At 39.0% G+C, this 13,664-nt stretch carries 12 protein-coding genes and 2 pseudogenes; 10 read left to right on the top strand and 4 right to left on the bottom strand.

Annotation, left to right across the window (positions count from 1 at the left end; genetic code table 11):
* Positions 1-2: 2 nt before the first annotated feature.
* From B9T27_RS10280 to B9T27_RS15215, 7 genes and pseudogenes are all read left to right on the top strand, one after another.
* Positions 3-1,676, top strand: coding sequence for a ShlB/FhaC/HecB family hemolysin secretion/activation protein (locus B9T27_RS10280; protein WP_086206734.1), 1,674 nt, complete (start codon positions 3-5; stop codon positions 1,674-1,676).
* A 233-nt stretch (positions 1,677-1,909) separates the two neighbouring features.
* Entirely contained in the window at positions 1,910-3,052 is a 1,143-nt protein-coding gene (locus tag B9T27_RS10275) for an acyl-CoA dehydrogenase family protein (RefSeq protein WP_086206733.1), read from the top strand.
* A 32-nt stretch (positions 3,053-3,084) separates the two neighbouring features.
* Positions 3,085-3,315 (top strand): hypothetical protein, encoded by a 231-nt coding sequence (locus tag B9T27_RS10270; RefSeq protein WP_086206732.1) that lies wholly within the window; start codon positions 3,085-3,087, stop codon positions 3,313-3,315.
* Between the two features lie 235 nt (positions 3,316-3,550).
* A complete protein-coding gene (gene pheA / locus B9T27_RS10265; RefSeq protein ID WP_086202843.1) occupies positions 3,551-4,660 on the top strand; it encodes a prephenate dehydratase in 1,110 nt (369 codons plus the stop codon).
* A 21-nt stretch (positions 4,661-4,681) separates the two neighbouring features.
* Positions 4,682-6,928, top strand: a complete 2,247-nt coding sequence (locus B9T27_RS10260; protein WP_086206731.1) for a bifunctional prephenate dehydrogenase/3-phosphoshikimate 1-carboxyvinyltransferase — start codon at positions 4,682-4,684, stop codon at positions 6,926-6,928.
* Between the two features lie 110 nt (positions 6,929-7,038).
* Positions 7,039-7,165, top strand: a pseudogene (locus B9T27_RS15220) (hypothetical protein); the annotation flags it as partial.
* 92 nt (positions 7,166-7,257) lie between these two features.
* Positions 7,258-7,413 (top strand): annotated as a pseudogene (locus tag B9T27_RS15215) (hypothetical protein); the annotation flags it as partial.
* Between the two features lie 130 nt (positions 7,414-7,543).
* Here B9T27_RS15215 and B9T27_RS10250 read toward each other — a convergent pair.
* Positions 7,544-8,176 (bottom strand): alpha/beta hydrolase, encoded by a 633-nt coding sequence (locus tag B9T27_RS10250; protein ID WP_086206729.1) that lies wholly within the window; start codon positions 8,174-8,176, stop codon positions 7,544-7,546.
* Between the two features lie 124 nt (positions 8,177-8,300).
* Here B9T27_RS10250 and yaaA point away from each other — a divergent pair, with 124 nt between their 5' ends.
* Genes yaaA through B9T27_RS10235 form a run of 3 tightly spaced genes read left to right on the top strand, consistent with a single transcriptional unit; the run spans position 8,301 to position 10,038 of the window.
* Entirely contained in the window at positions 8,301-9,080 is a 780-nt protein-coding gene (gene yaaA / locus B9T27_RS10245; RefSeq protein WP_086206728.1) for a peroxide stress protein YaaA, read from the top strand.
* Between the two features lie 35 nt (positions 9,081-9,115).
* The gene (locus tag B9T27_RS10240; RefSeq protein WP_086206727.1) at positions 9,116-9,382 is read left to right on the top strand and encodes a hypothetical protein; all 267 of its coding nucleotides are present in this window, start codon (positions 9,116-9,118) and stop codon (positions 9,380-9,382) included.
* A 2-nt stretch (positions 9,383-9,384) separates the two neighbouring features.
* Complete coding sequence (locus tag B9T27_RS10235; RefSeq protein ID WP_228146204.1) at positions 9,385-10,038, top strand: metal-dependent hydrolase; 654 nt, start codon at positions 9,385-9,387, stop codon at positions 10,036-10,038.
* Positions 10,039-10,183: 145 nt separating this feature from the next.
* Here B9T27_RS10235 and phrB read toward each other — a convergent pair whose 3' ends face one another.
* From phrB to B9T27_RS10220, 3 genes are all read right to left on the bottom strand, one after another.
* Positions 10,184-11,602 (bottom strand): deoxyribodipyrimidine photo-lyase, encoded by a 1,419-nt coding sequence (gene phrB, locus B9T27_RS10230; protein WP_086206725.1) that lies wholly within the window; start codon positions 11,600-11,602, stop codon positions 10,184-10,186.
* Between the two features lie 137 nt (positions 11,603-11,739).
* Positions 11,740-12,222: an FKBP-type peptidyl-prolyl cis-trans isomerase gene (locus tag B9T27_RS10225; RefSeq protein ID WP_086192000.1), complete on the bottom strand. Its 483-nt coding sequence runs from the start codon at positions 12,220-12,222 to the stop codon at positions 11,740-11,742.
* Positions 12,223-12,359: 137 nt separating this feature from the next.
* On the bottom strand, positions 12,360-13,646 hold the full coding sequence (locus tag B9T27_RS10220; RefSeq protein ID WP_086206724.1) for an NAD(P)/FAD-dependent oxidoreductase: 1,287 nt from the start codon (positions 13,644-13,646) through the stop codon (positions 12,360-12,362).
* Positions 13,647-13,664 lie beyond the last annotated feature (18 nt).

Below are 13,664 nucleotides of genomic sequence, written 5' to 3'. Positions count from 1 at the left end.
TCATGAAACGACAATATACTTTACTTGCCTTATCTATCAGTGCATGTTCAATGGTTACGATTGCAGCACCTGTACCTAATTCAGGGCAGTTGTTGCAACAACAACAACCCCCTATATTACCTGTACCACAAGCTGCGGTAGAAGTGGAAAGCAGCCCAACAATGATGAATCCACAAGATTCAAATGTCCAAATTCCAGTACAAAAAATTGTTATTGAGGGCAATCACCGCTTTAGCGCTGCACAGTTGCATGCACTGGTGGCAGATGCAGAAGGTCAAAGTTTAACGCTGACACAGTTGAATGATGTGGTACAACGGATTACCCAGTATTACCAAAGTAAAGGCTATCCTTATAGCCGTGCTTACTTACCCCAACAGACTTTAAGTCAGGGTGTGGTGAGAATTGCAATTCTTGAAGCACGCTATGATAAAACCCAAATAGACAATCAAAGTCGCACTCAAAATTGGTTAATCGATGCCACAGTTGCACCTTTAGAAGTTGGTAAACAAATTAATAGCCAACAGCTAGAGCATCAACTGAAACTGCTGAATCGACTTAGTGGCGTGGCGACCCGAAATGTACTATCTCCAGGTGCGAGTACAGGGAGTAGTCTATTGAATGTCGAAGTAAAAAATACAGCTTTAGTTACAGGCTATGTTGGTGCAGATAATTTTGGTAACGAATATACAGGCAAAGCTCGATTCAGTGCTGGAATTACATTGAATAACTTAGCTGGATTAGGGGACGAGCTGAGTCTAGATGGAATGACAGCTGGTTCGGATATGAATTATGGCAAAGTAGGATATGCCTTTACCTTTACTGGCATGGGCACACGTGCAGGTGCAAGTTATTCCTATCTTGACTATAAATTGGGTAAAGAACTGAAAGTAATTGGTGCAGAGGGGCATGCCGCACAAACTAGTGTTTGGATTACGCAACCAGCTTTACTTACCAATACCTCAGAAACCTTAGTCACACTACAGTACGACCATAAGCAACTTGAAGATGATATTCAGCTGAACCAATATTATAAACATCGGGATATTGATTTAATTACAGCACGTTTGGATAGCTCTAATTTTGATCAGTTGGCAGGTGGTGGCTTAACTCAATTCGGTGCTTCGAGTAGTTATGGCCGAGTGAAATTTAAAAATGCCAATGCAGCTGCGTTAGATGAGCAAACGGCAAATACCAAAGGCGATTTCTACAGTGTTGGGCTTAATCTATCTCGCCTACAAAACCTAGGTAAGAAAGGTACTCAAGCTTATATGGGGATTTACGGACAATATAGTCCATACAATCTAGATAGTGCAGAACAATACCTGAGTGGCGGTCCATTTAATGTCCGTGGATACGAAGCCAGCCAATTCGCAGGTTCAAGCGGTTATTATGCAACCACAGAACTTCGTCAATCATTATTTGCTAATGCGAAAAACCAAGTGGGTGCAAAATTTTTTGTAGATACGGCAGAAGTGATTTTAAATGCGGAAAAATGGCAGGCGAATAGTGGTTCTAATCGAGCAAGAATTAGTAGTGCTGGATTAGGCTTTAACTGGAGCAGTGTGTGGAATCTTCAAGCCAATGCTGAAGTTGCATTTCCAATTGGCAATACTCCAAGTCAGCTGAAAGACCGCAATGACAATCAATATTGGTTAAGCATCCGCAAAAACTTTTAAGTTGCAATCGCGTTGGTAAGGATTTAAGAAATCCTAAGATAATAACAATAAAGTATCATTACCTCAGGAAGCTTCGGCTTCCTTTTTTTATTTAAGAAATAGAAATATTCAAGTATTGAATTGGTTCAATTGCCAAAAATAAATGATCACATGCGGTCATGACAGCATGTCAAAAAATGATTAGGATGCTTAGAGTTAAAATGAAATAACAATGGCAACAAGGAATAGAAATAATGCTAGCGTATGATGCAGATTTAGAACTTTTTCGCGATAATTTTAAGCGCTTTATGAATGATCATATCGCTCCACATTATGAGCAATGGGAGCGTGAAGGCTTAATGCCACGTTCAGTTTGGTCACTATTAGGGGAAAATGGTTATTTATGTGTCGATGTACCTGAGCAATATGGTGGATATGGTGTTCCAACCGAATATTCGTTAATGCTGGTCGAAGAATCTGCACGAGCAGGTTATGGCGCATTATCTACTGCAATCTCATGTCATTCTGAAATTGCTGCGCCCTATATTTTGCATATTGCCAATGAAGAGCAAAAGCAATATTGGTTACCTAAAATGGTCTCTGGTGAGGTTGTTGGTGCAATAGGGATGACTGAGCCAGGTGCAGGATCTGACTTACAGGCTATGCGAACATCAGCAATTTTAAATGGGGACCATTACTTACTGAATGGTTCAAAGACATTTATCTCAAATGGACAACATGCGGACTTAGTTGTTTTAGCAGCTAAAACTGATCCTCAAGCTCGTGCTAAAGGAGTTTCACTATTATTGGTGGATACACATTTAGAAGGTTTTAAGAAAGGTACAAACTTAGAAAAAATTGGTTTGCACTCACAAGATACCTCTGAATTGTTTTTTGATAACGTCAAAGTTCCAGCCAATCAAATTTTAGGTCAAGCAGGACAGGGTTTTGCCTATTTAATGCAAGAGTTACCACGTGAACGTACTGCGATTGCGGCAACAGCGTTGGGTGCTATTCGTGGTGCAATTGATATTACAACGTTATATGTTAAAGAGCGTCAAGCTTTTGGTCAGGCGATTGGTCAATTTCAAAATACGCGTTTTGTTTTAGCTCAAGCAAAGATTGATGAGCTGGCAACAGCAGCATTCTATAATCAAAATTTAGCATTGTATAAAGAGCAGAAGCTGGATGTCGAAACTGCTGCAGCACTTAAATGTTTCAGTACGGATATGCAAATGAAAGTTGCTGATAACTTATTACAGTTGTTTGGTGGCTATGGTTATATGAGCGAATATCCAATTTCACGTTTCTTTGTGGATGCTCGTATTCAGCGTATTTATGGTGGCACCAATGAAATTATGAAAGAAATCGTCGCACGTGGTTTGATTGGTCGTTAGAACTAAACCAGAGCGTTATTGAGGAGAATGTTATGAGTCTCATTGCGTGGATCGTACAATTTTGTTGCCAGTCTTTTGTTTATAAATGGATTCTTTCGTGGGGTGGTGCTCAACAAATTGAAGGCTGGAAAGCTGGACTTACTTTGGGTTGGTTTACATGGGACTGGAATGCTGAGCAGATACGATTTTACGTTTTGATCCTTTGGATTTTTTCATCGATTTGGTTTGTTTTAGGAATTTTTATCCCCTCACTCCGATTTTAATATCACTGATTATGTTATTGAAATACCCTAATTTAGATTAGGGTATTTTTTTGGAATATGTGGCTTTTCATTTCTAGAGGTAGAAAAATAAAGTCTATAGATGTCATTCGTTGAGCTGAAAATTTATTCAACTGTATGTTTTTAACGCGGTATGCTGAAAAGTCGTATTGCGTAACAATTGAAAGCTAACTATTGTTATACTGTTTACATAACCGTTTTGCAGGGCGACATAACAATGATCAACGATGATCAAAACACCACGACTTCTCTAGACCTTTCTAAAATCCGTGAGGATATTGATTCTGTTGATCAACAGATTCAACAGCTGATTAACCGTCGCGCTAAATTGGCGGAAGCAGTTGCAAAAGCGAAATTTGCTTCCGAAGAGAATCCAATGTTTTATCGTCCTGAACGTGAGGCGCAAGTTTTACGTCATGTTATGGAACGTAATGAAGGGCCATTATCAGACACCACCATGGCACGTTTATTCCGTGAAATTATGTCTGCATGTTTGGCACTGGAAGCGCCACAAAGTATTGCATTTTTAGGGCCTGTTGGAACCTATACTCATTCAGCAGTACTTAAACATTTTGGACAAGATGCAGTGGTACGTCCATTACCTACAATTGACGAAGTTTTTCGTGAAGTTGAAGCAGGTGGTGCACATTATGGTTTAGTCCCCGTTGAAAATTCATCTGAAGGGATTGTGAACCATACGCTAGATTGTTTTAAAGCATCACATTTAAATGTGATTGGTGAAGTTGAACTACGGATTCATCATCAGTTTTTAGTTTCAGCAAATACTCAAAAAAATAGCATTAAACAAATTTATGCACATCAACAAACTTTAGCACAATGCCGTGGATGGCTTGATGCCCATTATCCGGGTGTGGAGCGAGTGGCACTGAGTTCAAATGCAGAAGCGGCACGTCGTATTCGTAACGAGTGGCATTCAGCAGCCATTGCATCAGATGTGGCTGCCAGTATTTACGACCTCGAAATTTTGCATAGTAATATTGAAGATAATCCTGAAAATACCACGCGTTTTTTGGTGATTGGGCGCGAAAAAGTAGCACCAAGTGGTAATGATAAGACTTCTTTATTGATTTCTGCTCATGACCGTGCAGGGGCTTTATTGGAAATCCTTGCACCTTTTGCAAAACATAATATTAGTTTAACCAGTATTGAAACTCGTCCTGCATTGCCAGAAAAATGGGCTTATGTATTCTTTATTGATCTAGAGGGTCATGTTGAACAGGACAATGTCAAAGCTGCTATTGAAGATATTCGACCATTGGTTAAAGAAGTGCGAGTGTTAGGTTCATACCCTATCGCTGTGTTGTAAGTAAGGTAATCTGTTTTCGTCATGTCACAAATATTATTTAAAAAAGTTGCATTTATTGGGCTTGGGCTGATTGGTTCGAGTTTGGCACGTGTGATCATCGCTGAAAAATTGGCAGATCAAATCGTGGCATCTACGCGTTCACAAAAGACCTTGGATGATGCCAAGGCATTAGGTTTGATCCAAGCTGGTTTTACCGATCCGATTGAAGCGGTCAAAGGTGCTGATTTAGTAGTATTGGCCTTACCAGTACGAGCTACGCAAAAGGTTTTAGAAACCATTCGGCCTTACTTATCTGAATATGCCATCATCACTGATGTGGGGAGTACCAAAGGTAATGTAGTGGATGCTGCTAAGGCTGTCTTTGGTGAAAATTTACCAGCAGGCTTTATACCGGGGCATCCAATTGCAGGGGCTGAACATACTGGGGTACATGCAGGTAAAGTTGATTTATTTGCCAATCATAAAGTAATTTTAACGCCTTTACCCACCAGTGCAGATTGGGCAGTTGAGAAGTTAATTCAATTGTGGCAAGCGGCTAAAGCTGAAGTCATTTGCATGGATGTCGATAAGCATGATGAAGTACTGGCACATACCAGTCATCTTCCACATCTTATGGCGTTTAACTTGGTCGAACAGCTTGCGAATCGCGAAGATAATTTTGATATATTTCGTTATGCAGCGGGCGGTTTTCGTGATTTTTCGCGTATTGCTGCCAGTGATCCACATATGTGGCATGACATCTTTTTTGCCAATAAAAAAGCCATTTTAAAAGCCGTAGATGGCTTTGAAGCACAACTTGCGACTTTGCGTAACCTGATAGAAGCTGAAAATTCTCAAGCTTTGATGGGATTGTTGGGACATGCTCAAGCAGCACGCCAGCATTTCAATCATATGCTCGCCAATAAACCTTTGATGGAGAAAAATAAGGTGACACAACAATTTACTATTTTGCCAGGATCTCAGACTTTCAAAGGTAAGTTCACCGTGCCAGGGGATAAGTCAGTGTCGCATCGCTCCATCATGTTTGGTGCGATTGCAGAAGGGACGACTCATGTCACAGGATTCTTGGAAGGTGAAGATGCACTTGCAACTTTACAAGCTTTCCGAGATATGGGGGTGAGTATTGAAGGACCTAAGAATGGTGAAGTGACGATTCATGGCGTGGGTATCCATGGTTTAAAAGCACCTGCAAGTGCTTTGTATATGGGGAATTCAGGGACATCGATGCGTTTGCTTTCGGGCATGTTGTGTGCGCAAAAGTTTGATTCAGTGATGACTGGTGATGCATCTTTGTCGAAACGTCCAATGGAACGTATTGCTAAGCCGTTACGTGCAATGGGTGCACAGATACAAACTACGGGTGAGCGTGGTACACCACCAATATCAATTACCGGTAATCAAAATCTACAAGGGATTCATTACGACTTACCCATGGCTTCTGCACAAGTAAAATCAGGAATTTTATTGGCAGGTCTTTGGGCTGCTGGTGAAACTTCGGTGACAGAACCAGAACCGACTCGTGATCATACTGAACGCATGTTACGTGCTTTTGGTTATGCGGTAAAAACTGAAGGTAATCGTATCTCACTGCAAGGTGGTGGGAAGTTAGTTGCGACAGAAATTCAAGTTCCTTCGGATATTTCATCTGCGGCATTCTTTATGGTTGGAGCCGCGATTACTCAAGATTCAGATGTGATGCTTGAAGCAGTTGGTATTAATCCAACGCGTACAGGTGTGATTGAAATTTTGAAACAAATGGGTGCTGATTTGACCGTGGAAAATGAACGTATTGCAGGTGGTGAACCGATTGCAGACATTCGAATTCGTGGTTCACGGACGCTTAAAGGCATTCATATACCTGAAGATCAAGTGCCATTGGCGATTGATGAATTCCCTGCATTGTTCATTGCAGCTGCATGTGCGGAAGGTCAAACGATTCTTACAGGTGCGGCTGAGCTCCGTGTTAAAGAGTCCGATCGTATTCAAGTTATGGCTGATGGTTTGAAAACAATGGGGATTGATTGTACGCCAACTGATGATGGCATCATCATTCAAGGTAAAGGTAAATCTGGGGATTGGTCAACTATTTTCACGGGTGGTGGAATAGAATCACATCATGATCATCGTATCGCCATGAGTTTTTCAATGGCAGGCTTACGTACTTCAGGTGAAATTAACATTGTGGGTACTGAAACTGTTGCAACCAGTTTTCCAACCTTTACTGAACTTGCAAATCAAGCGGGACTTGCAATTCAGGTGACTGAATAATTGGTCTAAGATTTGTATATTTGTTCGACAACAGCCAAGCTTTTGCTTGGCTGTTTTGTGTTTATTGCTTATGCTAAATCCATACAACAATAATGTCTTTGGATGAAGTCATGAGAAAACTAAAATTTATTGCAAACTGTGAAAGTCATAGTCATGGCTTAAATACTTGCCACATCACACAAGAATACGTGACTAATTTATTATCAAAACAACTTTCTCAATATGGCTTTAAAGCAGAAACGAATACAGATTCAACAGAAAGTCTTGCCATAAGTGTAGAAAATCAAGCAGTAGCGCTGGGAGTGAACTGTCGGTTAAATCATGAAAATGGATTTTTACTCTGTGAAATTTCAGCGCATGCAGATGAAACACAGCCGTGGTTTAAAAAAATCGAAACACAAAGTGTCATTAAACAATTGGCCAATGCTGTAGAAAACACATTAAAAGCAGACCACGCTTTTAGCCAGTTTGAATGGAAGGTTTGATTTAGTATTTTTATCAATTTAATTTTAAATGATCGTTATAAGTGAGGCAGACTCACTTGGTGTAAGGTATGGCAAAGATCAATCAATAAGACTGAGTATTGAACTCAGTCTTAAGAGTATCATTCAATGATTATGGCACTAATAAAAAGCGCGAAATTGCAATACGTAACTGCTTTAAGTAGCCTGTAAAGAAATGATTAGCACCAGGTAACACCGTAATAATATGGCGTTGTGGTTTAGCCCAAGTAATTAAATCAGATAATAACGTGGTCGGATCAGCCTCACCATGTACAAATAAAATATCACCTTTAATTGCAGGTGTCTCATAGTGGCGTAATCCTTCAACTGTTGCTGTAGGTAGACCACAAAGAATAACTTGTCTAGGTTTAATTTCATCAGGTAAAGCATGATAGGCTTTAGCCATGACATGTGCGCCAAAGCTGAAACCACCGACATAAAATGGAAGCCCTTTATATAAAGCGCGAACGTACTTAATCACTTCCAGAATATCATCTGTTTCGCCATGACCTTCATGATGAATACCTTCACTCTGACCAGAACCACGGAAACTTGGACGATATACGACACAACCCTGTTCAACAAGAATTTGTGCGAGTAAAGCAGGGACTTTATGTTGAGGTGTTCCACCTTGCAGTGGATGGGGGTGACAAACGACAGCAAATCCTTTTACTTCACCCTGAGGGTAATCGACAAAAACTTCAATTTTGCCCACAGGACCTTGAATGAACAGTTGTTCGGACATAATTTAAACGATAAATAGCAGGGAAACGGTATAGTTTACCGATTATGGTCAGCGAAAACACCAGTTGGCATTAAAATAACTCTACTGTTATAGTTTGATTAATTATTTTTTGATCAGGAAGACCATGCTCGCCTTAATTTCCCCTGCTAAGACTTTAGATTATGAATCTGCACTTCCGACTGATACGCATACTTTACCAAGACTCCTCGACCAGTCGCAACAACTTATAGACCTAAGTCGTAAATTATCTGCTTCAGAAATCGCCAGTTTAATGAGTGTGAGTGAAAAAATTGCGCATTTGAATGTCGAACGCTTTCGTGATTGGAATGCTGATTTTAATTTTGCCAATGCTCGTCAAGCAATCTATGCATTTAAAGGGGATGTGTATACTGGGCTAGATGCTTATGACTTACCTATAAGTGATATGGAATTTGCACAGAAACACTTGCGAATGCTATCTGGATTATATGGGTTGCTTCGTCCTTTGGATTTGATGATGCCTTATCGCTTAGAGATGGGAACTAAGTTAACAAACTCACAAGGTCCTAATTTGTATCAGTTTTGGGGTGAGAAAATTACCAATCTGATTAATGATGATTTGGAGCATGCAGATTCTACATTGTTGGTGAATATTGCATCCGATGAATATTATAAATCGGTGAAAGAAAGTCAAATTAAAGCTGAAATTATTAAGCCTGTGTTCCTTGATCAGAAAAATGGTCAATATAAAGTCATCAGTTTTTATGCTAAAAAAGCCCGTGGTTTAATGGCTCGGTATATTATTGAAAATAAAATAGAAAAGATTAAAGATTTAAAATCATTTAATAGTTCTGGCTATTATTTTGATGCTGAAAGCTCCTTGAAAGGTGAGCTGGTTTTTAAACGAGATGAGCAAGCAGCTTAATCTTGTGATATTGATTGAGGAATAGAGGGACAAGGATGTCTGTAATTAAAATATTAATAAATAAATCAATTGGGTTTGATCAAGTCAAAGCCGATGGAATGTATACATTGCCCAAAACGTATGGTGTTTATCAGCTGCCTTTGTCTATTACTAATACAAAAAGATATCGTTTTGGAAATCATCCTATACGTTTGAAGGAGCTTATCGCTGAATTTGGAAGCTGTGAGCACTATCAAGTCAGTTTATTTTTGGATCGAGAAGATGCGAAAAACTTGGCAAGGTTAATGACTCAAGGAGAATAGATTTGAATGAATCTCATCAAATTCAATTTGCTAGGTATTGGACACAATTTACGGATCAATTCCAATGGCCAGATTTGCAAGCTGAATCACTGTATCGCAGTTTATTCACGGCATATACTGAGTCACAGCGGCATTATCACACTGTTCAGCATATTGTTGAATGCTTGGATTTATTTCATCTAATTAAAGCACAATTGGATGATCCTATTGCTGTGGAATTGGCTATTTGGTTCCATGATGCTGTATATGATCCCAAGGCTTCGGATAATGAGGCGCAAAGTGCCGACTTGATGCAAAATCTCTGCTCGACGCTATTTAATCAAGTTCAGATTCAAACAGTTTATGCTTGGATTATTGCGACTAAAAAGCATCAACCAGCATTAGATCGAGACTTAAATTATCTTTTAGATATGGATTTAGTCATTTTGGGTAGTGATCCCCAAAGATTTGAAGAGTATGAGCAGCAGATTCAACAAGAATATGTATGGGTCGAACCTCAATTATATAAAATAAAAAGAATTGAGGTTTTAGAACATTTTTTTAAGATGAAGCCTTTGTATCAGACTGAGTTTTTTAAACAAAAATTTGAAAAAAAGGCGAAAGAAAATCTAAAAGTTAGAATTCAAATAAAGAGTGATGAAAAATCGAGCATTTAAGATTTCATATTCAGTCATACTAGCTTATCAGTCGCTACAACGATCAGTCTAGTGGTGTACTATGATTTTTAGCTACCTAGTGTGAATGTATATTTTAAAATATGTTGACCCTGCATTAAGCTAAATTTAAAATCTACTTTTATCATTATCCTGCCTTGAATGCTGCAATTGCTCGTAATCGACTCTGTTTTAAGTCTACAATCGGTTGAGGATAATCCAGTTCTAAGTCCGGATTTTTTGCGTAAGGCTCATGTATACTTTTGGCATCTAAATGTGCCAATTCAGGTAGCCATTTACGAATATAATCGCCTTGAGTATCAAATTTTTGAGATTGACTGATCGGGTTAAATACACGGAAATAAGGTACAGAATCTGTACCTGTAGAGGCACACCATTGCCAACCGCCATTATTTGCAGCCAAATCACCATCGATGAGGTGTTGCATAAACCATCGTTCACCTAATCGCCAATCAATGAGTAAATTTTTACATAAAAACATAGCGACAATCATGCGAACTCTATTGTGCATCCAGCCTGTAGTAATTAATTGGCGCATGCCTGCATCGACAATCGGAATACCAGTTTTACCATGTTGCCAAGCGATTAAATCATCAGGTGCATGGCGCCAGATAATCGTTTGAGTATTATCTTTAAAGGGAAGGTGCTTAGAGACTTTGGGGAATTCAAATAAAATATGTTGATAAAATTCTCGCCATAATAATTCATCTAACCATGTCTGTTGTCCTTCATTGTCGATATGAAATTGACCCTGTTGATGACGAAATAAGGCTTGAATACATTGCCGAATGGATAAAGTACCAATGTTTAGATATGCTGAAAGTTGACTGGTTCCATCAATATTTGGAAAGTCCCTTTCTTTTTGATAGTCACTAACTTTATGATTAATAAAATTATCAAGTTGATGAAATGCGTGTATTTCACTGGCTGGCCATAAATCACGCTGACTCTGAGTGATACTGGCATTATACAATTCCTCAAGACTCGGAATATTAGCACTGGTCAATTTTATGAGGAGTGGTTTTTGTGTTTCAGGTTTAGGGAAACATTGTGGAATACTGATACTGAGTCGCTCATAACACTGTTTTTTAAATGCACTAAAAACTTGATAAGGTTGATTGCTTTTATTATGAAGAGAGCCGACAGGAAAGAGGGTTCGGTCATGATAAAGCTGTAAATCTTGCTCATTTTGATGCAGTAATTGTTGAACCTTTAAATCACGCTTTAATTCATTTTGCCCCAGTTCAATGTTGGCATGTACTTCGAAAACATTTAAATCAATACAGAGCTTTTGAATAAACTGTGGGGCATCGTTCCAAAGCTGAATTGTTTCAATAATTAAGGGAATATTGAGTAAATCTAACTCTTGTTTGAGTTGTTTGAGTTGGCGTAAATAAAAATCAATTTTGATGGGGGCATCATCATGTTGTTGCCATTGTTCAGGTGACAGAATTACAAGAGCAATACTTTGTCCCGCTGTTGTAGCATGCCAAAGCGCAGCATGATCATGAATGCGTAAATCTTGTCGGAACCAAATAAGTTGCATAGTGAAGAGGCTATAAAGTAGCAGGTATTTTAATTATATAAAATATAACCAGTTATTCAGTCTAATATTGTAATAAAAATAATAAGTAATAAAAAAGGCAAAGTAAAAACTTTGCCTTTTTCTCTGATCAGACGATCTTAGTGGTGGTGACCACCTGCGCCATGAACATGACCGTGTTCTAATTCTTCAGGAGAAGCTTCACGGATTTCAACAATTTCAACGTCAAACGTTAAATCTTGACCAGCAAGTGGGAAGTTAGCATCAACAAGAATGTTGTCACCTTCAATCGCTTTAACAGTTACGATTTGAACGCCATCATCAGTTTGAGCTTGGAATTGCATACCCGCTTCGATGTTGTCTACGCCTTGGAACATTTGCGCAGGAACTTCTTGTACTAAGTCAGGGTTATATTCGCCATAACCTTCAGCAGCAGGAACGTTTACAGTGAATTTTTCACCAACAGTTTTGCCTAATAATGCTTTTTCTAAACCAGGGATGATGTTACCTGCACCATGCAAATATGCAAGCGGCTCACCTTGAGATTGGTCGAGAGTTTCACCCTCTGCATTCGTTAATTTGTAGTTGAAAGAAACTACAGAGTTATGTGCAATAGCAGTCATGTTACTGATCCATTCAAATTTTTTAAGGAGACATCATAAATTGAAATGCGGCATTTGTAGAATGATTTCATTCAAAAAACCGTATTTTCTTACGATTCTACGACGTTTTATAGTTTATAGGGGCATATTTTTAAATTTCAATGCAATTTTATCTTTGGTGTGATTTTTCGTGTAACAAAATCTTTAATAGTGAGTAAGCCTGCATGTGCATAGCTATAAATAGTGGCTTGGTGCATACGATATAAAGAGACATACATTGATTTAGCGACAAAGCCTTGAACATTAACTTGTCCGAGTAACTCACCAACAGCTTTATTTTTGCTGAGTGAAACTAAGGAGCCTTTGTCAGAAAATTGAAACATCGGTTGTTGCTTGCCATTAATTCGAGCCTGCATCGCATCGACAAGGAAAGTGGCTTGTTGGCTTGCAACTTGCGCACGTGGGCCTAATGCAGGTTCGCGCGCATCTAAAATACAATGTGCACAATCTCCGAATGCAAAAATATTCGGATCTGATTTAGTTTGTAAGGTTGCATAGACATCCAGTCGACCTATTCGGTCCTTTGTAAAACCTACCAAATTTGCAATTACTGCTGGCGTTTTAATACCTGCAGCCCATACTTTGAGTTCAGCATTGATGCTGCTCCCATCATTGAAGTAAATTTTTTCAGCATCTACTTTTTCAACACGCTTTTCGGTAAGTACATCAATTTTCATACGTTGTAATTGTTGTGTTGCATGTTCTGCAATTTTCTCTGAAAGTGCAGGTAAAATACGTTCTGCAGCTTCAACCAATGAAATTTTAACGAGGTTGGGATTAATCTTGTTTAAACCGTATTTATAAAAATTTTGCTTTGCTTCGGTGAGTTCAGCTGCGAGCTCGACACCCGTTGCACCTGCGCCAATAATGGCGATGTGTAAATCTCGATCGACATTGTAGTGTTGTGCATTTAAATAAAGATGTAATAGATCCTGTTGGAAAATTTCAGCTTGTTGGCAGCTGTCGAGATAGTGACAGAATTTTGTTACCCCTTGGGTGTTAAAGTCATTTGAGACTGAACCCACAGCTAAAATGAGGGTGTCATAGTTTAAGCTGTGCTGCTCAGAAAATGCTTCGCACTTAGATGCTTGGGTTTTAATGATTAAAATTTGTTTTGAATCTTTGTCGAGGTTTTCAAAACGACCAAGTACAAATTCATAATGATGTTTGGCGGCGTGAGCATAGTAATTGGTTTCTTCATCATTTGGATTCATTGTTCCTGCTGCAATCTCATGTAATAGCGGTTTCCAAATGTGTGTGAGATTTTGATCGATTAATGTAATTTTAGCTTTTTTGGCTTTTCCTAAAGTATCACCGAGTTGCGTCACAAGTTCTAAACCGCCTGCGCCACCACCCACAATCACAATATGATGAAGTTCTGACATGGTTATGCTCTTATTGTT

Source organism: Acinetobacter sp. ANC 4648 (assembly GCF_002135345.1).
Taxonomy (GTDB): domain Bacteria; phylum Pseudomonadota; class Gammaproteobacteria; order Pseudomonadales; family Moraxellaceae; genus Acinetobacter.
This window is presented reverse-complemented; position numbering and strand designations above follow the sequence as displayed.

Bases quoted from the DNA above. Each gene is read 5' to 3' on its own strand.
- B9T27_RS10280 (WP_086206734.1), top strand. From the start codon at position 3: ATGAAACGACAATATACTTTACTTGCCTTATCTATCAGTGCATGTTCA.
- B9T27_RS10275 (WP_086206733.1), top strand. From the start codon at position 1,910: ATGCTAGCGTATGATGCAGATTTAGAACTTTTTCGCGATAATTTTAAG.
- B9T27_RS10270 (WP_086206732.1), top strand. From the start codon at position 3,085: ATGAGTCTCATTGCGTGGATCGTACAATTTTGTTGCCAGTCTTTTGTT.
- pheA (WP_086202843.1), top strand. From the start codon at position 3,551: ATGATCAACGATGATCAAAACACCACGACTTCTCTAGACCTTTCTAAA.
- B9T27_RS10260 (WP_086206731.1), top strand. From the start codon at position 4,682: ATGTCACAAATATTATTTAAAAAAGTTGCATTTATTGGGCTTGGGCTG.
- B9T27_RS10250 (WP_086206729.1), bottom strand. From the start codon at position 8,176: ATGTCCGAACAACTGTTCATTCAAGGTCCTGTGGGCAAAATTGAAGTT.
- yaaA (WP_086206728.1), top strand. From the start codon at position 8,301: ATGCTCGCCTTAATTTCCCCTGCTAAGACTTTAGATTATGAATCTGCA.
- B9T27_RS10240 (WP_086206727.1), top strand. From the start codon at position 9,116: ATGTCTGTAATTAAAATATTAATAAATAAATCAATTGGGTTTGATCAA.
- phrB (WP_086206725.1), bottom strand. From the start codon at position 11,602: ATGCAACTTATTTGGTTCCGACAAGATTTACGCATTCATGATCATGCT.
- B9T27_RS10225 (WP_086192000.1), bottom strand. From the start codon at position 12,222: ATGACTGCTATTGCACATAACTCTGTAGTTTCTTTCAACTACAAATTA.
- B9T27_RS10220 (WP_086206724.1), bottom strand. From the start codon at position 13,646: ATGTCAGAACTTCATCATATTGTGATTGTGGGTGGTGGCGCAGGCGGT.